The organism is Centipeda artemidis DSM 19719 (assembly GCF_000426665.1).
GTDB classification, from domain to species: domain Bacteria; phylum Bacillota; class Negativicutes; order Selenomonadales; family Selenomonadaceae; genus Centipeda; species Centipeda artemidis.
Window position 1 is genome coordinate 64329 of the sequence record NZ_AUFU01000001.1, and the last position, 20231, is coordinate 84559.

Here is a 20231-nt window from a genome sequence, read left to right on the forward strand (position 1 = left end):
GCCCGCATGTTTATTGATAAAAAGGCTTTACCCTTCGAAATATGCTCTAATGATTTGCCGCGCAATGCCCGCCGCAGCCCTGCCGCCAAAGCCGCCTTCCTCCACAAGAATAGCCATGACGATCTTTTTCCCGCCTCGCTCCGCCGAGCCGATGAACCACGCGTGATCCGTTCCGGTCGCGTTCTCCGCCGTCCCAGTCTTACCCGTGACGCGCACGCCGGCAACGTCCGCCGCCGTCCCCGTGCCCGCCGCGATGACCTGCGCCATATAGCCGTCGATGAGCGCGGCACGCGCGGGCGTCGTCGCCGTCCTCCACACAGACGGTGCACCGCGATAGAACGCCGTCCCGTCCGCCGCGACCACGGCGTCCACGAGATAGGGCTGCATGATCTCGCCGTTATTTGCAAAGGCGTCCGCAATCAGCGCCATCTGGAGTGGCGTCACGAGAATCTGCCCCTGACCGATGCCGATCTGCGCGATCTCGCCGTCGCTGAGCTGCGATAACTCCGGTACATGCGCCGCCGACGTCAGTTCGGGTGTCGTGAGTTCCTCCCCGACGCCGAACCGGGAAAATCCCTTGGAAAGTCCGCCCGCCCCAAGGCGAAGCGCAAGTGTCGCAAACGTCACGTTGCAGGATTCGCGCAGCGCGTCCGCAAGATTTAATTTTCCATGCACCTCTCCGTGACTCTCATGCAGGACATAATCCGTTCCGATCGCAAGCTCGCCCGTACAGGTGAAGATCTCGTCCTCCGAGGTCACGCCCGCGGTTAGCGCGGTATCCGCGATGAGCGGCTTGAACGTCGAACCGGGCGGGTACAGCCCCTGTGTCACGCGGTTCAGCAGCGGGCTGTCCGCGCGTGCGGTGAGCGCATCCCAGTCCCGTTCAACGGTACCGGGATCGACGGCAGGTGTGCTCACCATCGTGAGCACAGCGCCGGTCGCGGCATCCATGACGACGACCGCGCCGCGATGCGCGCCGAGCGCGCGCCATGCCGTCTCCGAGAGCGCAGCGTCCACCGTCAGGCGCACGTCATAGCCCGCGTCCGCACGCAGGAGCGTGCGCAGAGGTCCCATGCGATCCATATCGCCGGTCACGCCCGAGAGCGCTCTGCCCTCCACGCGCTCCATCCCTGCCGCGCCGTAACGCTCCGTACGGTAGCCCGTCACGGGCGCGAGCGCCGCACCGTAGGGATAGCTCCGATGCCCCGCGGCATCACTCTCGGCAAGGACGCTGCCCGTACGGTCGAGGATGCGCCCGCGCCGCACGTCGTTTTCGGCGAGCGCCGCCCGCGCGTTGAGCGGATGCGCGGCAAGCGACGCGGCATCCCACACGCTCAGTTTGACGAGATAGAGGAGCTGTACGCCGACGAGTCCGAGCAGGAAGAGCGCGACGACGGCGATGTGCTTTCGAATCCGCGGCTCAGCCATCCGTCCTCGCCTCCTGATTTTCACCCGAGAGCGCGGTCAAGATGCCGATGAGGATGAAGCTCGCCGACATCGAGCTGCCGCCATAGCTAATGAACGGCAGCGTAATGCCCGTGAGCGGCAGGAGCTTCGTCACGCCCGCCGTGATGATGAACGCCTGCAGGAGGAGACTCACGGCGCAGCCCGCCGCGAGCAGCGACTCCTGCGGACGGCTCAGTCCCATCGCAATGCGGCTCCCGCGCCAAAAGAGGAGCGCGAAGTTGACGAGCACGAACGCCGCGCCGACAAGCCCTAGTTCCTCGGCAATCGCCGCAAATACGAAGTCCGTATGCACCTCCGGAATGAGGTTCGGATGCCCCTCGGCAAATCCCGTTCCCCATACGCCGCCCGTGCCGACGGCGAAGAGCGACTGCACGACCTGATACGACATGCCGTTCGGGTCTGCCCACGGATGCAGCCAGATGTCAAAGCGCACGCGCACATGTCCGAAGCACACATAGCTGAGCGCCGCCGCGAGCAGGATGAAAAGTCCCGCGAGGAATACATAGGATTTGCGCCCCGTCCCCATGTAGGTCATGATGACCGCCATTCCAAAGAAGAGCAGCGCGGAGCCGAGATCGCGCGCGATGACGAACATCAGCACGGACAGCCCCCAAAGCGCGATGAGGGGCGCGATAAAGCGCACGGGCGGCAAATGCAGGAAGAACACGCGGCGCGCGGGCAGCGTCAGCACCGCGAGATGATCCGCGAGATACGCCGCGAGGAAGAAAATCAGGAGGATCTTCCCAAACTCCGACGGCTGCACGGAAAACGCGCCGAACGTCAGCCAGTTCCGATTTCCGCCGATGCTGACGCCGAAGAGCAGCGGCAAAATCAGCACGCCCGTCGTCAAAAGCCCGAGCACATACGGATAGTCGAGGAGGCGGCGCCAATGCTTCCACGCAAAAACAGCCGCGCCCCAGAGGACGATGCCGACCGATGCCCAGCGGAGCTGTGCCGCGAACAGCTCCGGGCGCAGGCGCGCGATCTCCGATAGCCCTACGGCGAGCAGGACATACGCGATGCTGAGCGGTACCGGATCGAGATGCAGCCGTGCGGCGAGTGCGTACGACGCCGCGCCGAGTGCGAAGAGGAGCGCGAGCCACGGCAGATAGGGGAGATCCCGCGCAGTGTCAAACGACCAATCGGGCACGCCCGCCCCTGCCTTTAGGAGCAGGATGCCGAGCGCAGACAGCAGGATGCCGAGCGGGGCAAACCGCATCGCCGCGTTCATGACGGCTCGTAGGAGAGCGCAATCGCCGTGATATTATCGCGCCCTCCTGCGGCGACGGCACGCCGCACCATGCGCTCCGCAGCGTCCACAATGTCACCGCCGAGAATCTCCCGCAGCTCCTCGTCCTCCACCATATTCGTCAAGCCGTCCGTCGCGAGGAGGAAGCGGTCGCCCGCCGCCAAGGGGAAGCCGTCGCCGTCCACCGCGATCTGAGCGTCCACGCCGACGGCGCGCATGAGCAGATTTTTCCGCGGGTGATGCTGCGCCTCATCCTCGCTGATTTTGCCCTGCGCGACGAGTTCTTCCACATAGGAATGATCGCGCGACACCTGCCGCAATATCCCGCTGCGCAGGAGGTAGAGACGGCTGTCGCCGACGTGGGCATAGTACGCCATTCCCGTCCCCTCGTCGATGCGGAGCACGGTCGCGGTCGATCCCATCCCCTCATAGGCGGGATTTTCCTCCGCGGCACGGTGCACGCGTGCGTTTGCCTCCTGCACGGCGGCGACGAGCGCCGCCGCATCTCCCGCACCGCGGCGCGATAGTTCCTCGACCGCCGCAACCACCATGCGGCTCGCCACTTCACCCGCCGCGTGTCCGCCGAGGCCGTCCGCCACAACGTATACGCCGTCAAAGACGCCGAAGCTGTCCTCGTTCGATGTTCGTACGCATCCGATGTCCGATGCGCCGGAAACCTCTATCATACCGTTACCTCTCAAACCGCAGAGAGACCGCCCCGATGCGGAGCACATCGCCCGCGTGCAGGTACGTTCGTCCTGTCAGTATGCCGTCGTTTAGATATGTGTGATTGCGGCTGCCGAGATCCTCCGCCGCATATTGATTTTCCCGGCGATAGATCAGCACATGATGATGGGAGACAAATTGATTGGGAATCACGATGTCGTTGTCCGCGCTCCTCCCGATCGAGAGCTCCCGCCCGATGGGAAAACTCCGCCCCGCAAGCCCCTCGCCTGAGAGCACATGCAGTACAGCTTCCGCATGAGCGGCGGCTGCTCCCCCGGCACGCTCTTTTTGCGCCGTACGCAGATCGGCGCGCGTGACGGCAAACATCCTGTGCGCGAGCTGCACGGAAAAATAGACGAGCCAAAAGAGCATCCCGTATTCGAGTGCGGCGCGCAGTCCCTTGAGCAATACCGCCGTCTCCATCGTCACAGCGCCTCGTACCGCAGCGTCGTCGCGCCGATCCGCACCTCGTCGCCGTCGCACAGGCGGTGCGCCGTGATGCGCACGCCGTTGACGAACGTGCCGTTGCGGCTCTTGGCGTCGCAGATCGTATGCCGGTGATGTTCGTACGCGATCCACGCGTGCATCCGGGACACATTCGTATCTGTCAGGATAAATTCGTTGCGCTCCATGCGCCCCATGTAGATTTTGCGCTCGCTCAGCATCGCGGACGTCCCCGCATCGGGGCCCCCCGTCACGGATAGCGCGGCGAGGTCGTGTTCGGGCGGGAGGTTCAGGCAGCGCACCTCCGAGAGCGACGGACGCTCGAGGACGATGGTCTGCGCCTCCTCGTCATAGGACGCTGCGCCGTCCGCCTCAGGAACGCACTCCTGCTGTACGCGCGCGTCGAGCCGATAGGTGCCCGCGCGCAGCTCTTCGTCCAATCCGAAACAGATGCTCAGTTTCCCGTCCATCGAGAGATCGGCACGAATGATGTGCTTCTTGAGCGCGATGCCGAGCTCGTCGGCGATGCGGTGCGAGCACAGCCGCCGGTAATCCTCCGTCCCGAGCGTGAACACATACGAATTGGGCAGCGGCGCGCCCTGGCGGCGCACCTCTTTCTCGAGCCCTTTAAGCAGCTCGACCGGCTCGAGACGGCTGCTGAATTTACGATTGAAGAATCCCTCGATGTGATCCCCCAAAAAAGATTCTACGCGTTCGATCATTGCGCAGTGTTCTCCTGTAAAACGAAATGCCTAATAAGTCTTTATCTTCGTTATCATAACACAAAACGCGGAAAATTTACAGTCCCGCTTCCAAAAGACGGTTGCGCAGCTGTCCGCACGCCGCCTGAATATCCGTCCCCATTTCGCGCCGCAGCGTCGCCGTGATATGCCGCTCCTCCAAGGTGCGCTGAAACCTGCGGATCACGTTGCTGCTCGGGCGGTGGAGATTGCGCTCGGCGACGGGGTTGATCGGGATGAGATTGACGCTCGCGAGCCTGCCGCGCAGGAGCGCCGCGAGCTGCTCCGCCGCGCGCACGCCGTCGTTCACATCGCGGATCAGGATGTATTCGTAGGTAATGCGCCGCTTCGTCCGCACCGCATAATGCCGGGCGGCGCGCATGACGTCCGCGAGCGGATATCTGCGGTTGACGGGCATAATGCGCGAGCGCAGCTCGTCCGTCGGCGCGTGCAGGGAGATCGAGAGCGAAATTGGGATGCCTTCGTCCGCGAGCCGTTCGATGCCCGGCACGATGCCCGAGGTCGAGAGCGTCATGCCCCGATAGCCGAGCCCCAGAACATAGTCCTCATGCAGCAGACGCAGTGCGCCGACAACGTTGTCGTAGTTTTCGAGCGGCTCGCCCGAGCCCATGACGACGATGGTATCGACGCGCGCCCCCTCTTGCCGGAGAAAATCAGCGATGCCGATCGCCTGCGCCGCGATCTCCCCGCGCGTCAGATTGCGCACGAGCCCGTGCAGTGTCGAGGCGCAGAACGCGCAGCCCATCGCGCAGCCCGCCTGCGTGGAGATGCAGACCGAGTTCCCGTACGGATGCCGCATGAGCACCGTCTCCGCCGTCTGCCCGTCGGCGAACGCATAGAGGAGCTTGATCGTCGCGCCGTCCGCAGAGTGCAGGCGGTTCACGACCGTCGGGCGCTCGATGGTAAAGTTTTCCGCAAGTTGCGCGCGCAGCGATTTCGGCAAGCTCGTTATCGCATCAAAAGAAACCGCCCCGCGCCGATAGATCCCCTCTGCGATCTGCGCGGCACGGAAGCGGGGTATGCCGAACGGCGCGAGCGCGGCGCGCAGCTCCTCCACCGTCATTCCAAAGATGTTCATAGCCGTTTCATACGGGCGATGAAGAACCCGTCCCCTCCGTCCTCCGTCGGGAAAATTTGCACCATGGCGTCCTCGGTCTGCTGCACTGGGAGGAACGCGCCCGCCCTTTCAAGAACAAATTCCGGATGCAGTTCCAAAAAACGCTGCACGACGCCCTCGTTCTCCGCCGTCTCCATCGTGCAGGTGCTGTAGACGAGCGCTCCGCCCGGCCTTACCGCCGCCGCGGCGCCGGCTAGAATCTCCTGCTGGAGTTTCGGCAGGGCGCCGAGCTCCTCGGGCTTTCTCCGCCAGCGCGCGTCCGGCTTGCGCCGCAGTACGCCGAATCCGCTGCACGGCGCGTCGATGAGCACGCGATCCGCCGTCCCCGCATAGTGCGCGCCGATCTCCCGCGCATCGAGAAGGCGGGGCTCGATGATGTCGATGCCGAGCCGCCGCGCATTGTTCTCGATGCGCGCGATCTTGCCCTCATAGACGTCGAAAGCATAGATTTTCCCGCGATTCTCCATGCGCTGCGCGATGTGCGTCGTCTTGCCGCCGGGCGCGGCGCAGGCGTCGATCACGGTCATGCCGGGCGCGGCGCCGAGCACATGCGCGACGAGCATCGAGCTCTCGTCCTGTACCTGACAAAGCCCCTCGCGCAGCGGCGCAAGCGCGTCGAGCATCCCGTGCGACGTCACCACGATGCCGTCGGGCACGGTCGCCGACGGGCGTGCCTGCGCCCCCGCCGCCGCAAGTTTTTTCAGCAAGCCTTCACGGTCGATGCGCAGCGTGTTCACGCGCAGAGCGAGCGGCGCGCTCCCGTTGTTGCAGCGGCAAAGCTCCTCCGCACGCTCATAGCCGTAGAGACGCACCCACCGGTTCGCCATCCAAAACGGATGCTGCTCCCGCAGCGCGAGCAGTCGCGCATTGCGCCCCGCCGGGATCGCGGCGCGTTCCGGCTCTCTGACCGCCGCGCGCAGCACCGCATTGACAAACGAATCCGCCCCCCTCTTGCCGTGTTTTTTCGCGAGTTCTACGGCAGTGTTGCAGGCGGCGGATGCGGGTACTTTATCCATGAAGAAGATCTGATAGATGCCGAGGCGCAGAATTTCACGGATCTGCGGCTTTATGCGCGCTTTTCCGTCGCGCAGATACTTGGCGATCATATCGTCGAGCGTGTCGCCCGCCTTGACCGTGCCGTAAACGAGTTCCGTCAAAAAGCGGCGGTCGCGGTCGGTGAGCTGCGCCGCTCGCATCGCACGGACGAGCGCGACGTTCGCATACGCGCCGTCCCTATGCACCTCCATGAGTACCTGCATCGCAAGCTCCCGCACGGGATCGATCTTGTCTGCGGCATAGCGGTTTTCTGTCATTCAGCCTTCCCCTTTATTTCTCCTTGACCGGCTCGATGATCTGCTCAAGCTGCGCGCGCACCTCCGCCATGTCGACGCTCGTATTGTAGCACGGTCCGTTCGGGCGGATGTTGAGCACGCCGACGGCGGGCAGCGGGTAGACGTCCTGAATCCCGCTCATGAGGTCGCGTTCGCACGCGATGGCGAGCACCGCCTTCGGGCGCGTATTGTAGACCATCTGCCGCGCGAGCGTGCCGCCCGTCGCGATGAAGAAATGGAATCCCATCTCCTCCGCGAGCGCGACGAGATCGCCGACATTGCAGCCGCCGCATCGCTTGCAGTTGTTCGGATCGCGCGTCACCTTGTGAGGACAGCTCGCGAGCTGCAAGCAGTGCGGCGTCACGACGAGCAGCCGATTCGCGGGGACGCGGATGTGCATCCGGTGAAACAGCAGATTGCTCACCGCGATGAACGAGCCCTCCAGGCGCCGCCGCTTGATGCCAAAGACGGCGCCGAGCCGCACGGCGGCGGGGAAAAGGAGGTTGATCAGCTCGTACGTCTGCCGCTTCATCCACGGCACATAGGGCAGCCCCGCGATCGCGAGCACCATGTTGAAGATCCCAAAGAAGGACACCAAAACCGCAATCGAAAGGAGCGCCCCGAGCCCCCACGGCAGCATCGGCTGAATCCGCGCGAGCCCCGGCACACCGATGTACCATATGGCAAAGAGGAGCGCCGCCGTGAGCAGTGTCACGAGCGAGAGCATCCCGATGAAAAGCCTTTTTTTCGGACGGGACGGCAGCACGATCGTCTTTTTCACCCCGCGCGCCGCGCCGTTGACCGTTAATACCTGTTCACTCATATTCAAACCTTGTATTTATCTCAAAGCGATGCCCGCGCAGATACGCCGCCGCTTCCATCATCTTCTTTCCGGGCGCTTGCATCTCCGTCACCGCAACGTCCTCGTCCCCCGCCGCAACGATCAGTCCGCCCTTTGGATCGGCGGACACAATCGTGCCCGGAACGGCGGACGCGGGGCGTCCCGTCCCGTGGAGACGCCCGATCTTATAGACCGCGCCCGCGTGTGAGGTCACGGCATAGGGCACGGGATTCAGCCCGCGCACGAGCGCATCCAGCTCACGCGCGGGACGCGACCAGTCGATCTGCGCCGTCTCACGCGTGATGCGCGGCGCGTAGCAGCTCTCACCTGTCTGCGGCGTGCGAACGAGCCTGCCAGCGGCAAGCTGCTCCATCGTCTCGACGATGAGCGCGGCGCCCATTTCCATCAGTGCGTCATGGAGCGTCCCGTACGTCGTATCCGGCGTAATGGGAACCGCGCGGCACAGGAGCATATCGCCCGTATCGAGCCCCGCGTCCATCTGCATCGTCGTGATGCCCGAGACCGCATCGCCCGCCATCACCGCGTGCTGAATCGGCGCCGCTCCGCGCCAGCGCGGCAGGAGCGACGCGTGGACGTTGATGCAGCCGTGCGTCGGAACGTCTAAGAGTTCCTGCGATAGAATCTGACCGAATGCCGCGACAACGGCGACGTCGGGATGCAGGGCGCGCATCTCCTCGATGAACGCCGCGTCGCGGGCGCGTACAGGTTGAAGTACGGGAATCCGGTTCTCGAGCGCCCACGCCTTGACGGGGGACGCAAGCACCTTTTTCCCGCGCCCGCGCGGACGGTCGGGCTGCGTCACGACGGCAACAACCTCTGTGAGATCGGGACGTGCGGCGAGCGCCGCCGCGATCGGCACGGCAAAATCCGGCGTTCCCATAAAGACGACGCGCATCGCACTCACCCCTTCTCTTCCTCTTTGTGCAGATTCACGGCGATGTCGATGAAGAGCCTGCCGTCGAGATGATCGCACTCGTGCTGAATACAGCGCGCGAGCAGTCCCTCGGCGGTCAGCGACCGCTGGCGGCTGCGCCGATCGGTGTACTCCACCGTCACGCGCGCCGCGCGCTCCACATCGCCGAACATCTTCGGCACGGAGAGACACCCCTCCGAGCCGACGACCGTGCCCTCGCGCATCGTGATGACGGGGTTGATCAGCTCAAGCAGACCGTGCTCATCCTCTACATCGATCACCACCATGCGGATGGATTTGCCGATCTGCGGCGCGGCGAGACCTACCCCGTTTGCCGCGTACATCGTCTCCGCCATATCGTCGAGGAGCTGCCGGTGCCGCTTCGTCAGACGGTCGATCGGCTCCGCCACCTGCTTTAACACGGGATCGCCCGCTTTTTTTATCTCTAAAACAGCCATATATCTTCCCTTTATCTTTATGATTCGTCCAAATGCAGACTGTAGATCCGCACGGCGTTGTCGTAGAACACGGCGTTCCAATGCTCCTGCGGAATGAGTTCCTTTGTAAACGCGATGTAATCGCCGAGGTTCGCAAGCGGCCAGTCCGTCCCGAACATGAGACGGTCGTACGCGCTCAGATACGAGAGCCAGCCCTTCAGTTGGTCGATGTAGAAGCGACGGCGGCGGCAGAACTCCGCAAAGTCCGGGATCTTCCCCTCGAGCATACCCGAGAGATCCGCCGACACATTGAGGTTCTTCTCCATCACCGCGACGGCATCCGTGAAATACGGCTCGCCGAAATGGCACATGACAAAATTCACATCGCGGAACTTCGTCGCCGCCTCGTCAATGACGTTCGGATGCGCGTATTTGAGCAGCGCTTTCTCCGTCGCCGTCAGTCCCGTATGCACGGCAACGGGCTTCCCGTACTGCGCTGCGAGTTCGTACACGGGTGTCAGGTAGTCCTCGTAAATATAGAAATAATTGTAGCCCGGATAGAGCTTCACTCCGACGCAGCGGTCGCTTTGGAGGTGCCGCTCCAGTGCGGGTAGGAGCTTTTCGATGCGCGCGTGCGTCATCTCGGTCACCCCATCGCCCGCAATCCCCACGCAGTAGTGCAGATAGCCCGGGTAGCCCGGGTGCAGCTCCTCCACGGGCAGATTTCCCATGACGACGCCGTGCACAATCCCCTCGGCGGCAAAGTCGCGCCGCAGCCCCTCCGCCGTATTCTCGTGCCCTGCGGCACGCGCAATCTCGTCAAAATGCTCCCACATGGAAAAATGCAAATGTGCATCAATGATCTTCATATCGATCTCTTTTCTATGCAGTATCTATTTATGCTGTCCGTTTAGTTTACCACAGGCGTCAATAGTTTTCCGTAACGAAAGAGACATTCGAGGTCAGAGCAAATCCATCATGCGGTGTGTCTGCGGGATCACGCGCACATCGGGGACGTGTACAAGCGCGATTTGCTGTAATGCAAGCAGCCGCGCAGGCGTCGGCGCCGTACAGCCGCCGTACGGCGTCACGGGCTGAAGGATGAGCAGCACATCGGGCGCAGTCTCCGCGACCATTCGCGCCGCCGTGCGCACCTCGTCCTCTCGCGTCTCGGCCGCGACGACCACCTTCACATAGACATCCTTCGTGCGCGCGATTTCTAAAAACCGCGCGTGCGCGTCCCACACGGGATGCGAGAGCACGCCCGGAAGTTTAATGTCCATACTGATGTACGACACGCAGTCAATACAGCGCGCGAGCGCATCATGCAGTGTGCCGTTCGTCTCAAGAAAGATTGGCAGCGGCACGCGCTCTTTGAGCGCACGAATGAACGGCACATGCAGGAGCGGTTCACCGCCCGTCACGCTCAGCGAATGATGCGGCACGTCCCCCGCGACCTGTGCGACGAGCGCGGCGACGGTCTCGATAGAGAGCGGATTGGCATAGGAGTGCAGCTCATGCGAGCCCGCAGGCATCTCCACCATACAGGTCGGGTGCCGCCCGATCTCGTTCTCCGTATCGCAGTAAGTGCAGTCGAGATTGCAGCCCTCAAGGCGCACGAATACCTGCCGGCAACCGACATACTTCCCCTCGCCCTGAATAGAAGAAAAAATTTCGATGATATTCTCGCGCATATCAGTCCTTCGTATAGGTGACGGAGGACTTCGGCGACTCCCACACGGTCAGCGCCGCAAGCTCCGCGCCCGTCCCCGCGAGCTCCTCGCGCGCGGCAAGCCGCTCATAGATGATGCGCGCGAGGTTCTCCGCCGTCGGGTTGACCCCTTCGCTGAACGGCGGAATATCGTTCAGATAATAATGGTCGTAGTCGTCCAAAACGGCGGCAAGCGCCTTCTTTGCGACCTTAAAGTCGATCAGCATTCCGAGATCGTCGAGCTGCGTCCCGCGAAATGCCGCCTCGACCACCCAATTATGACCATGCAGACGGTCGCATTTCCCCGGGTAATCGACCACCCGGTGCGCCGCCTCAAAAGCGCCCTCAACGCGCAGTGTGTACATAAAGTCTCCTTTACTGAAAAGACTGCCGCATAGAAGCAGCAGCCATGTTTTATCTCCCTATGATTGTCCAGAATTTTTCTAAGCTGCACCGCTAGGTGCCACCGCCACGATAGCCTAAGCGACGCGGAAGTTTCGATGCAGCGCAAGGAATGAGGAGAACGCGAAGGAGGCGTAGTTAAGACCTACGTCGACTGATGCGTTCGACGACATGACACAGCGATGCGCGAAAATCCCGTGTCACGCCTCTATGCGCCAAAATCGCGCTTCACGACCTCGTCCATGCTCATCGCACGGGTGTGTTTGGTATGACTCCACTCATGCTCGTTCCTGTGAATAAACCCGAGGAAGATGATCGGGATCCACGAGTAGATGAACACGGGATAGAGCAGGAGGTAGAACCACGCTTTGAGTTTGGCGCGGACTTTGATCAGGATGATCATCGGCAGGACGTACTGCCCGATCATGATGACGGTCATGAGCTGGGACGGGAGGAATTTATAAATGCTCGTATAAAAGGGCGGGAATGCAAGCTGCACATAGCTGATGATGATGAACAAGGTTGAGATCATGAGGAAGTGCGGCTGCAGGAGGTAGAGACACCCGTCCCAAATGCGGATGTCCCTGCGCCGCCATCCCTCGCGCAGCATGGTCGGAATGAATCGATGCGCGACGTCGAACTGCCCCTGCGCCCAGCGGCGGCGCTGGTTCCACGCTTGGCGGAACGTCAGCGGCTTCTCGTCGTAGACGATGGCGTCGTGCGCCCATGTGGTCTTGATGCCCTCGGCGAGGAGCTTCATGGTGAACTCCATGTCCTCGGTGAGACAGGTCGCGCGCCAGCCGTGGCGTTTCAGCACGTCGGTCGTGATGCACATGCCCGTGCCGCCGAGACACGCGGAGAGTCCGATGTTCGTCTTGGCAAGGTGGGAGATGTGGTCGATGACCCAGAACGCGATGGCAAACGTCCCCGCGACCCATGTGTCATACGGATTCTTCGCGTCGAGATAGCCCTGAATCACCTTGTCGCCCTTGAGGAGGCGGTTGTTCATCTCTTTGAGGAAGTTCGGGTGGACGAGGTTGTCCGCGTCAAATATGGCGACGGCGTCGTATTCCTTATCCATGGTGAAAAGGCGGTCGAACATCCACTCAAGGGCAAAGCCTTTGCTCTTCTTCGTCGGGTGCGTACGCTCACAGACGATCGCGCCGGCATCCGCCGAAATCTGCGCAGTCGCGTCGCTGCAGTTGTCCGCGATGACGTAGATATCGTAGAGTTCGTCGGGGTAGTCGAGCCGCTTTAGATTCTCGATGAGCTGTCCGATGACCGCTTCCTCGTTGTGCGCGGCGACGACGACGGCAAAGTTTTTTTCCGGTGTGAGGATCTTCTTCTCTTTGCGCCGCCACAGGCAGCAAAAGCCGATGAAGAAGAAGTACAGGGTAAAGAGCAGAATAAAAATCTGCACCGGTATCATGACGATATCGAAGGGATGTGCCGGCAGGAGCGGCGAGAGAGAGTGAATAATCTCAGTCATGCAGCTTCAGCCTTCCTTTTTCGGCATGACGGCGGCAATCGTGTGGTTGACGATGCCAAAGACCGCATAGGTTGCAAAGAGCGCGGCAAAGACGGCGGGCAGCGCCGCCGCGCTTCCAAGATAAATGATGCCCGCGAAAATGACGAGCGCCGCGAGCTTCGCGCCGAGGTAGATTTTTTCTCCGCCGCCCTTAAAATCGGGATAGTGAATATGACTGACCATGAGATAACCGACGACCGCGACGAAGATCGGCGCGGCGGCGCCGAACGCGCGCGGGTCGATGCCGAGCGAGAGGAGCAGCCACACGGTCATGCCGACGAGGTTGCCCCCCGCGGGAATCGCGAGCCCCATGAAATAGCCGTGCACGACCGCGGCATTGACGTTGAACCGCGTGAGCCGCCACATGCCGCAGATGGCAAAGAAGATCGTTGCGGCGACGCCAAGCGATCCATAGCTGTGCAGCACAAACGTCCACGCGAGCAGCGCGGGCGCGATGCCGAACGAGCCGAGGTCGCAGAGCGAGTCCATCTCCTTGCCGAACTCGCTTGAGACGCCGAAAAAGCGCGCTGTCCGCCCGTCCAGTCCATCCGCGATGAGCGCCAAAAAGATAAAGATTGCGCCCCAATCGAGATGTCCCTGCACGGTCGAGAGAATCGAACACATGCCAAAGACCAAATTCATCGCCGTACAGAGATTCGGCAGGAACCGTCTGTAATTCATTCGCCGTCAAGCCTCCCCAGAACGGTGATCCCGCCCTGTACTTTTTCGCCTTTCTCCACGAGCACCTTTGCCCGCACGGGCATGACAACCTCGAGACATGAGCCGAACCGGATCATGCCGTAGATTTCACCCTGCTGCATCTTGTCGTCGAGCGTCACCCACGAGACGATGCGCCGCGCGAGGATGCCCGCGATCTGCTTCACCGTGACGCGCAGATCGCCGCGGTCGATGCCGATGAGATGATGCTCGTTCTCAAAGCCGACCTCGTCCTTATACGCGGGGCGGAATCGCCCGCAGTAATACCGCTGCAGTTTAATCTCGCCGTCGATCGGACTGCGGTTCACATGCACGTTGAACACGGACATGAAGATGACGATCTTGTTACACGGCTCGCCGACAAATTCATCCGCTGGGACGGGGCAAATCTCCGTGACCGTGCCGTCCGCAGGCGAGAGGATATGATCCCTGTGCTGCACGATCTCGCGCGCGGGACTGCGGAAAAAATATGCAAAGTAGCAGGCGAGTATCACGAACGGAACGGCTGCGTAGGGATGCGCAAATCCGCCGAGGATCGCCGCGAGCACGAGCGCCGCGCCGATGAACTTATAGCCCTCGCTGACAATGACCATGCGCCTCCGCCTCCTTTTATTCTCTCATATTATAATGGAAAGCCTATTCTTTGTCCACAAGTGCCGCCCTCATTTTCGTGCGGCGTGTACCTTCAGGACGAATTTCGGCAGGGCGAGCAGTCTGCCCGCGCGCTTCGGCTGGAGCATTCCGCGGAAGAGCCATTCGAGCTTTGCCTTTTGCATCCAGCGCGGCGCGCGCTTCATGACGCCCGCCATAACGTCGAGTGTGCCGCCGACGCCGATGGCGACGGGAACGCCGAGCGCCGCGAGATGTTCGTGAATCCACTTCTCCTGTTTTGGCACGCCGAGGGCGACGAGCAGGAGGTCGGGGCGCGCGGTGCGAATATCCGAAATAATCGCATCATTCATGTCCGCCGAAAAGAAACCGTCGCGAACGCCGACGATCTCGATGCCGGGATATAGCTGCTCCGCCTTTGCCTTTGCCTTCTCCGCAACGCCCGGCGCAGCGCCGAAGAAATAGACGCGGCGGTGTGCGGCAGGCGCGCGGCGCAGGAGCTCCTGCACGAGGTCGTAGCCAGCGACGCGCTCGGGCATCGCGTGCCCGAGGTGGCGTGCCGCCCAGACTGTCCCCGCGCCGTCCGGTACGACGAGCGCCGCCGCGGCGAGAACGTCCCGCAGAGCGGCATCCTTCGTCGCGCGCATGATCATCTCCGCGTTCGCCGTCGCGACCGTCACCCCCGCGCGCGCATCCATATAGTACTCGACGGCGGCGACCGCCTCCGGCATCGTCACGGCGTCCACCGCAACGCCCAAAATATTCACACGCTCCGCCAATGGGCATTTCCTCCTCCCGTATCACGACCCGATGTCGTGAAAAGAGAGCGCCTTCATAGACGCTCTCCCCTATTTCCCGTTACTGCGCCGCGCCGTCCTGCTTCTTCTTCGGAACGGCGGTGCGGATGTAGAGCTCGCGGAGCTGCTTTTCGTCCACCGACGAGGGTGCCTGACACATGACGTCCGACGCGCTCTGCGTCTTGGGGAACGGAATGACGTCGCGGATCGAACGGCGCTTTGCCATGAGCATCACGAGGCGGTCGAGCCCGAACGCGAGCCCGCCGTGCGGCGGCGTGCCGTATTCGAACGCGTTCATCATGAAGCCGAACTTCTCGCGCGCCTCCTCGGGGCTGAGCCCGAGCGTCTCAAAGACCTGCTCCTGCAAGTCGCTCCGATAGATGCGCAGACTTCCGCCGCCAATCTCGACGCCGTTGAGCACCATGTCGTACGCGTTTGCCTTAACCTTGCCGGGATCGGTTGCGAGCATGGGGATGTCCTCGTCGCGCGGCGCGGTGAAGGGATGATGCATCGCCTTGTATCGTTTTTCCTCCGCGCTGTATTCGAACATGGGGAAATCGACGACCCACAGGAAGGACAGCGCGTCCGGGTCGATAAGCCCGCGGCGGCGTCCCATTTCGAGACGGAGTTCGCCGAGCGCCTGCGCGACGACGGCGGGCTGATCCGCGACGACGAGCAGGAGGTCGCCCGTCTTTGCGTCGACGGCGTTCTTGATGGTCTCGAACGTCTCGTCCGCGTAGAACTTCTTAAACGGAGACTTGACGCCCTCCTCCGTGTACTGAATCCACGCGAGCCCCTTTGCCCCGTAGTTCTGCACATAGGTCACGAGCCCGTCGAGCTCGCGGCGCGGGATGTTGGCGTAGCCCTCGACGTTGATGACCTTGACGCGCCCGCCCGCTTCCATGACGGCGTTGAACACCTTGAACTCCGAGCCGCCGACGTACTCCGTGATGTCCCGAAGCTCCATGCCAAAGCGGAGATCGGGCTTGTCCGAGCCGAACCGCTCCATTGCTTCGTCCCACGACATGCGCGGCAGCGGCGTCTCGATGTGCGCGCCAAGCGTCTTTTCGAATACTTCTTTGACGAGCTCTTCCATCAGGGAGAGAATGGATTCCTGATCCATGAACGACATCTCGATATCGAGCTGGGTAAATTCGGGCTGACGATCCGCGCGCAGATCCTCGTCGCGGAAACAGCGCACGATCTGGAAGTATTTCTCAAATCCGGAGACCATGAGGAGCTGCTTAAAGATCTGCGGAGACTGCGGCAATGCGTAGAACTCGCCCGCGTTGAGACGGCTCGGCACGAGGAAGTCCCGCGCGCCCTCGGGCGTGCTCTTGCAGAGCATCGGCGTCTCGATCTCGAGGAAGCCGCTGCGGTCGAAGAAGTCGCGCATGATCTTTGCGACGCGGTGACGCAGCATGATGTTTGCCTGCATCTCGGGACGGCGCAGGTCGAGGTAGCGGTAGCGCAGGCGTATCATCTCGTCGACGTCGATGCCGTCCTGAATGTAGAACGGCGGCGTCTTTGCCTTGTTGAGAATGCACAGCTCGCTCACGACGATCTCGACTTCGCCCGTCTCCATGTTCGGGTTCACCGTGTCCGCACTGCGCGCACGCACGCTGCCGCGCACGGCGATGACGAACTCCGAGCGCAGCGTCTCGGCATCATGAAATGTGCCGCCCGCCATGACCGCCTCGTCAAAGACGATCTGGACGAGCCCCGAGCGGTCGCGCATGTCGACGAAGATCAGCCCGCCGTGGTCGCGGCGGCGCGATACCCAGCCGCACAGCGATACTTTGCCGCCGACGTGCTCCTTGCGCAGCGTGCCGCAGCCGTGTGTTCTCTTTAATCCCTGCATTGTTTCCATGTCAGCCCTTCACCTCAGAAATCAGTCGTTGTACCATATCTGCAAGAGGAATCGTCTCCTGCGTGCTCTCCGTCATATCGCGCAGCGCCGCCGTGCCGCTCCGCAGCTCATCCTCGCCGAGGATGACGGCATAGCGCGCGCCCGCCTTGTTCGCCTGCTTCATCTGCGCCTTCATGCTGCGCCCCGCATAGTCCATGAGTGCGCGCACGCCGCCGCGCCGCAGGTCGTGCAGCAGCGGGAATGCCGTCGCCCCCGCCGCAGCGCCGAGCGCGATGATGAATACGTCCGCCGCGGGCGGCTCCTCCGGGAGGAGATTCTGCTGCGTGAGGGCGAGCAGGACACGCTCGATCCCCGCCGCAAATCCGACGGCGGGCGTCGGACTCCCGCCAAGCTCCTCGACCAGTCCGTCATAGCGTCCGCCCCCCGCCACAGCACTCTGCGCGCCGAGCGGCGGATAGGCAATCTCGAACGCCGTCCGCGTGTAGTAGTCGAGCCCGCGCACTAGACGCGTGTCGAGCGTGTAGGAGACGCCTGCCGCCGTCAGATGCGACTGCACCGCGTCAAAATGCGACGCGCATTCGGCACAGAGACAGTCCGTAATCGCGGGCGCGCCCGCCATGAACGGCTGCGCCGCGTCCGCCTTGCAGTCAAGGATGCGCAGGGGACTGCGCGTGTATCGGTCACGGCAGTCCTCGCAGAGCTCTCCCAGATACTCTTTGAAATACGCCTGCAGCCGCTCGCGGTACGCGGGGCGGCACTGCGGGCAGCCGACCGCGTTCAGTTTCAGCTTCAGCCCCGTAAGCCCGAGTTCCTCAAGGAAGTCCAGCGCGAGCAGGATGATCTCGGCATCCACCGCCGGGCTTTCCTCGCCGACCGCCTCCACGCCGAACTGGTGAAATTCGCGCATCCGCCCCGCCTGCGGGCGGTCGTAGCGGAACATCGATCCGATGTAGAAGAGTTTTTGAAGTCCCCCGTCCGCATAGAGTTTGTGCTCGATATAGGCGCGGATCGCCGCGGCGGTGTTCTCGGGGCGCAGCGTGAGGCTGCGGTCGCCTCGGTCGGTAAAGGTATACATCTCCTTGTCGACGACGTCCGTCCCGTCGCCGATGCCGCGCTGAAAAAGCTCCGTATGCTCAAAGTGCGGCGTGCGGATCTCCTTGTATCCGTACCGATCGCAGAGCCCGCGAATCACGCGTTCCACATGCGTCCACGCGCCGACTTCCCCGGGCAGTATATCCTTTGTCCCCCGCGGTGCCTTCGTCAGCATCTAGGTTCCTCCTCATACTCGCCGCGCAGAAGCGCGCGCCGCTTTTCAATATAAACGTCGATGTCCCGCAGATATGTCGTCAAATCCTTGGCATTGAATACCGAGCGCATCCTGTCGCCGCGCACGCCGATGACCTTCGTCGTCGCCGCACCGCCGATGCCGATGATGGTCTGTTGTTCCTCCATGATCTGAACATTATACATGCTCTCCGCACCGGGGCGCGCGTAGCCGACGTTCTCAAGGTCGCCGCTCATATATCCCTGCCGATAGAGATAGTACGGGCGGTATCCCGCACGGCGCACGGCATCCGTCGCGGCAGCGCTCATGCGCATCGTCTCCTCGCCGGAGGGGAGTGCGACATGCGTCTCCTCCATCATGCGGCGCAGCTGCGAGCCGCGCTTAATTGCAAGCGCGTGGAGCGTGATGTCGTCGGGGGCGAGCGCCGTCACCTGCGCCATCGTGGAGGCGACGTCCTCCGCCGTCTCTCCCGGCAGTCCCAGGATGACGTCCATGTTGATATGCACCTCGTATGCCGCGCGCAGATCATGCAGCATACGAACGACCTCCTCGGGCGTATGCCGCCGCCCGATGCGGCGCAGCGTGCGCTCCTGCATGGACTGTGGGTTCACGCTGACGCGCGTCACGCAATGTTTCTTCATGCAGGAAATCTTCTCCGCGCTCATACTGTCGGGACGCCCCGCCTCGACCGTGAACTCCACGATCGAAGATCCATAAAAGGCATTATATACCATTTCGAGCATTTCGGCAAAAAAATCGTTCGGCAGGCTCGTCGGCGTCCCCCCGCCGACGTAGATGTTCTGCACGGTGAGCCCGAGTGCGGCGACGTCCGCGGCGGCGGCGGCGATGTCGCGCGCGAGCACACGCATAAAGCCGCGCAGCTTCTCCTCGCCCGGCAGGATGTTCGCTGGGAACGAGCAGTAGAGACAGCGCGTGATGCAGAACGGAATGCCGACATAGACGCTCACCGTCCGCGCGTCCGTCTGCGCGAGCAGCGGCTGCTGACGCACGGCGACCTCCGTGATGAGCTGCGCTTTCTCCAAGCTGCAAAAATAATCGTCTTGCAGCCTTTGAACGACCGCTGCGGCAGTCATCCCGCCGCGCATCCACCGATGTACGATCTTGGTCGGACGTACCCCATGCAAAATACCCCATGGAGCATGGGGCATTTGAAAGTGTTCTCTGACAAATTGATAGAAGTTCCGTTTGATTGCGCGGTGCACGGCTGCACGTACCTGCTCGTCCGCACAGCCCGCCGACGTATACGAATGTGTTTCGCTCGTGCCGTCTATATGAAAGAGCAGCACCTCGGTCGTCACGACGGGCAGCTCCGCCCGCTGCTCGCGGTTCACCACCGACAGCTGCGCGTAGTCCGCCGCCCCCGCCGTGCCCACAATCTCGATGTGAAAGAGCGTCAGCACCTCGCGGATGATTTTACGGACGACCTCGGCGCGGCTGTTTACGGTCAGTGTCCTTACTCTCACGCCTTGCTCTTCTTCTCCCGACACTTGCCGCAGATGCCGAAGAACTTCGCCTGATGGTTCTCCACCTTGAAGCCCGTCTTTTTGAAAATATCCTCCTCGAGATGCTCGAGCATATCCTCTTCGAACTCCGTGATTTCCTTGCACTCCGTACAGATGAGATGATGATGGAAATGCTGGTTCGGATCGACAGGATTCAGCTCGTATGAATACGATCCCTTGTTGCGTTTGTCAAATTCCTTACCAAATTCAATTTTTTGAAGAATCCCGAGTGATACCAGGATCTCAAGGCTGCGGTATACCGTCGCAAGCCCGATCTCGGATTCCGTGCCGCGCAGAAGGTCATAAATCTTCTCCGCGCTCAAATGCTCGCCCGGATGATCGAGGATGACCTGCAGCACGATCTGGCGCTGCGGCGTCATCTTACGCTGCGTTGCCTGCAGTCGTTTTTTGAGATCCTCCATGGTATAAGTATCTGCCATATTCTTTCCCCTCCATGTCCCGGTGACACTATGGCGCTCCTA

At 62.0% G+C, this 20231-nt stretch carries 21 protein-coding genes; all 21 read right to left on the bottom strand.

Translation table 11 applies throughout. The annotated features are described in order from the left end of the window. Nucleotides 1-27 precede the first annotated feature (27 nt). The gene (locus tag K341_RS0100315) at nucleotides 28-1428 is read right to left on the bottom strand and encodes a peptidoglycan D,D-transpeptidase FtsI family protein (protein WP_026761474.1); all 1401 of its coding nucleotides are present in this window, start codon (nucleotides 1426-1428) and stop codon (nucleotides 28-30) included. Beyond that, entirely contained in the window at nucleotides 1421-2698 is a 1278-nt protein-coding gene (locus K341_RS0100320) for an FtsW/RodA/SpoVE family cell cycle protein (protein WP_009350003.1), read from the bottom strand. Before K341_RS0100320 ends, K341_RS0100315 begins: the two co-directional genes overlap by 8 nt. After that, nucleotides 2695-3402, bottom strand: coding sequence for a Stp1/IreP family PP2C-type Ser/Thr phosphatase (locus tag K341_RS0100325; protein ID WP_009350002.1), 708 nt, complete (start codon nucleotides 3400-3402; stop codon nucleotides 2695-2697). The genes K341_RS0100320 and K341_RS0100325 overlap by 4 nt, the downstream gene beginning before the upstream one ends. A 4-nt stretch (nucleotides 3403-3406) precedes the next feature. Next, entirely contained in the window at nucleotides 3407-3865 is a 459-nt protein-coding gene (locus K341_RS0100330; RefSeq protein WP_009350001.1) for an FHA domain-containing protein, read from the bottom strand. A 2-nt stretch (nucleotides 3866-3867) separates the two neighbouring features. Further along, a complete protein-coding gene (locus tag K341_RS0100335) occupies nucleotides 3868-4608 on the bottom strand; it encodes an FHA domain-containing protein (protein WP_009350000.1) in 741 nt (246 codons plus the stop codon). A 76-nt stretch (nucleotides 4609-4684) separates the two neighbouring features. Continuing rightward, nucleotides 4685-5725 carry a dual-specificity RNA methyltransferase RlmN gene (gene rlmN, locus K341_RS0100340; protein ID WP_009349999.1) on the bottom strand — a complete coding sequence of 347 codons (1041 nt, stop codon included), beginning with the start codon at nucleotides 5723-5725 and terminating at the stop codon, nucleotides 4685-4687. After that, complete coding sequence (rsmB, locus tag K341_RS0100345) at nucleotides 5722-7077, bottom strand: 16S rRNA (cytosine(967)-C(5))-methyltransferase RsmB (RefSeq protein WP_009349998.1); 1356 nt, start codon at nucleotides 7075-7077, stop codon at nucleotides 5722-5724. The genes rlmN and rsmB overlap by 4 nt, the downstream gene beginning before the upstream one ends. Before the next feature lie 13 nt (nucleotides 7078-7090). Continuing rightward, entirely contained in the window at nucleotides 7091-7918 is an 828-nt protein-coding gene (locus tag K341_RS0100350) for a DUF116 domain-containing protein (RefSeq protein WP_009349997.1), read from the bottom strand. Continuing rightward, nucleotides 7911-8852, bottom strand: a complete 942-nt coding sequence (gene fmt / locus K341_RS0100355; RefSeq protein ID WP_009349996.1) for a methionyl-tRNA formyltransferase — start codon at nucleotides 8850-8852, stop codon at nucleotides 7911-7913. The genes K341_RS0100350 and fmt overlap by 8 nt, the downstream gene beginning before the upstream one ends. A 5-nt stretch (nucleotides 8853-8857) precedes the next feature. Then, nucleotides 8858-9328, bottom strand: a complete 471-nt coding sequence (gene def / locus K341_RS0100360) for a peptide deformylase (protein WP_026761475.1) — start codon at nucleotides 9326-9328, stop codon at nucleotides 8858-8860. A gap of 17 nt (nucleotides 9329-9345) precedes the next feature. Then, nucleotides 9346-10176: an amidohydrolase family protein gene (locus tag K341_RS0100365; RefSeq protein ID WP_026761476.1), complete on the bottom strand. Its 831-nt coding sequence runs from the start codon at nucleotides 10174-10176 to the stop codon at nucleotides 9346-9348. 93 nt (nucleotides 10177-10269) lie between these two features. Next, nucleotides 10270-11001: a 7-carboxy-7-deazaguanine synthase QueE gene (locus tag K341_RS0100370; RefSeq protein WP_026761477.1), complete on the bottom strand. Its 732-nt coding sequence runs from the start codon at nucleotides 10999-11001 to the stop codon at nucleotides 10270-10272. Nucleotide 11002: 1 nt separating this feature from the next. Next, complete coding sequence (gene queD / locus K341_RS0100375; protein WP_009349991.1) at nucleotides 11003-11383, bottom strand: 6-carboxytetrahydropterin synthase QueD; 381 nt, start codon at nucleotides 11381-11383, stop codon at nucleotides 11003-11005. 245 nt (nucleotides 11384-11628) lie between these two features. Beyond that, nucleotides 11629-12909, bottom strand: a complete 1281-nt coding sequence (locus K341_RS0100380; protein WP_009349990.1) for a glycosyltransferase family 2 protein — start codon at nucleotides 12907-12909, stop codon at nucleotides 11629-11631. Between the two features lie 6 nt (nucleotides 12910-12915). Beyond that, nucleotides 12916-13629: a CDP-diacylglycerol--serine O-phosphatidyltransferase gene (gene pssA / locus K341_RS0100385; RefSeq protein ID WP_009349989.1), complete on the bottom strand. Its 714-nt coding sequence runs from the start codon at nucleotides 13627-13629 to the stop codon at nucleotides 12916-12918. Further along, the gene (locus tag K341_RS0100390; protein WP_009438026.1) at nucleotides 13626-14258 is read right to left on the bottom strand and encodes a phosphatidylserine decarboxylase; all 633 of its coding nucleotides are present in this window, start codon (nucleotides 14256-14258) and stop codon (nucleotides 13626-13628) included. The genes pssA and K341_RS0100390 overlap by 4 nt, the downstream gene beginning before the upstream one ends. 69 nt (nucleotides 14259-14327) lie before the next feature. Further along, nucleotides 14328-15053, bottom strand: a complete 726-nt coding sequence (locus K341_RS0100395) for a WecB/TagA/CpsF family glycosyltransferase (RefSeq protein WP_026761478.1) — start codon at nucleotides 15051-15053, stop codon at nucleotides 14328-14330. Between the two features lie 79 nt (nucleotides 15054-15132). Beyond that, complete coding sequence (gene aspS / locus K341_RS0100400) at nucleotides 15133-16941, bottom strand: aspartate--tRNA ligase (protein ID WP_026761479.1); 1809 nt, start codon at nucleotides 16939-16941, stop codon at nucleotides 15133-15135. 1 nt (nucleotide 16942) lies between these two features. Then, nucleotides 16943-18208, bottom strand: coding sequence for a histidine--tRNA ligase (gene hisS, locus K341_RS0100405; protein WP_026761480.1), 1266 nt, complete (start codon nucleotides 18206-18208; stop codon nucleotides 16943-16945). After that, a complete protein-coding gene (hemZ, locus tag K341_RS0100410) occupies nucleotides 18202-19710 on the bottom strand; it encodes a coproporphyrinogen dehydrogenase HemZ (RefSeq protein ID WP_026761481.1) in 1509 nt (502 codons plus the stop codon). Before hemZ ends, hisS begins: the two co-directional genes overlap by 7 nt. Beyond that, nucleotides 19707-20189 (bottom strand): Fur family transcriptional regulator, encoded by a 483-nt coding sequence (locus tag K341_RS0100415; RefSeq protein WP_009349983.1) that lies wholly within the window; start codon nucleotides 20187-20189, stop codon nucleotides 19707-19709. The genes hemZ and K341_RS0100415 overlap by 4 nt, the downstream gene beginning before the upstream one ends. Nucleotides 20190-20231: the final 42 nt, after the last annotated feature.

What these genes read in the sequence shown, in the direction of transcription:
- K341_RS0100415 (WP_009349983.1), bottom strand. Translation starts at nt 20,189, where the DNA reads ATGGCAGATACTTATACCATGGAGGATCTCAAAAAACGACTGCAGGCA.
- K341_RS0100330 (WP_009350001.1), bottom strand. Translation starts at nt 3,865, where the DNA reads ATGGAGACGGCGGTATTGCTCAAGGGACTGCGCGCCGCACTCGAATAC.
- pssA (WP_009349989.1), bottom strand. Translation starts at nt 13,629, where the DNA reads ATGAATTACAGACGGTTCCTGCCGAATCTCTGTACGGCGATGAATTTG.
- fmt (WP_009349996.1), bottom strand. Translation starts at nt 8,852, where the DNA reads ATGCGCGTCGTCTTTATGGGAACGCCGGATTTTGCCGTGCCGATCGCG.
- K341_RS0100390 (WP_009438026.1), bottom strand. Translation starts at nt 14,258, where the DNA reads ATGGTCATTGTCAGCGAGGGCTATAAGTTCATCGGCGCGGCGCTCGTG.
- K341_RS0100315 (WP_026761474.1), bottom strand. Translation starts at nt 1,428, where the DNA reads ATGGCTGAGCCGCGGATTCGAAAGCACATCGCCGTCGTCGCGCTCTTC.
- queD (WP_009349991.1), bottom strand. Translation starts at nt 11,383, where the DNA reads ATGTACACACTGCGCGTTGAGGGCGCTTTTGAGGCGGCGCACCGGGTG.
- rsmB (WP_009349998.1), bottom strand. Translation starts at nt 7,077, where the DNA reads ATGACAGAAAACCGCTATGCCGCAGACAAGATCGATCCCGTGCGGGAG.
- K341_RS0100370 (WP_026761477.1), bottom strand. Translation starts at nt 11,001, where the DNA reads ATGCGCGAGAATATCATCGAAATTTTTTCTTCTATTCAGGGCGAGGGG.
- K341_RS0100380 (WP_009349990.1), bottom strand. Translation starts at nt 12,909, where the DNA reads ATGACTGAGATTATTCACTCTCTCTCGCCGCTCCTGCCGGCACATCCC.
- K341_RS0100335 (WP_009350000.1), bottom strand. Translation starts at nt 4,608, where the DNA reads ATGATCGAACGCGTAGAATCTTTTTTGGGGGATCACATCGAGGGATTC.
- aspS (WP_026761479.1), bottom strand. Translation starts at nt 16,941, where the DNA reads ATGGAAACAATGCAGGGATTAAAGAGAACACACGGCTGCGGCACGCTG.
- K341_RS0100365 (WP_026761476.1), bottom strand. Translation starts at nt 10,176, where the DNA reads ATGAAGATCATTGATGCACATTTGCATTTTTCCATGTGGGAGCATTTT.
- hisS (WP_026761480.1), bottom strand. Translation starts at nt 18,208, where the DNA reads ATGCTGACGAAGGCACCGCGGGGGACAAAGGATATACTGCCCGGGGAA.
- rlmN (WP_009349999.1), bottom strand. Translation starts at nt 5,725, where the DNA reads ATGAACATCTTTGGAATGACGGTGGAGGAGCTGCGCGCCGCGCTCGCG.
- K341_RS0100350 (WP_009349997.1), bottom strand. Translation starts at nt 7,918, where the DNA reads ATGAGTGAACAGGTATTAACGGTCAACGGCGCGGCGCGCGGGGTGAAA.
- K341_RS0100325 (WP_009350002.1), bottom strand. Translation starts at nt 3,402, where the DNA reads ATGATAGAGGTTTCCGGCGCATCGGACATCGGATGCGTACGAACATCG.
- def (WP_026761475.1), bottom strand. Translation starts at nt 9,328, where the DNA reads ATGGCTGTTTTAGAGATAAAAAAAGCGGGCGATCCCGTGTTAAAGCAG.
- K341_RS0100320 (WP_009350003.1), bottom strand. Translation starts at nt 2,698, where the DNA reads ATGAACGCGGCGATGCGGTTTGCCCCGCTCGGCATCCTGCTGTCTGCG.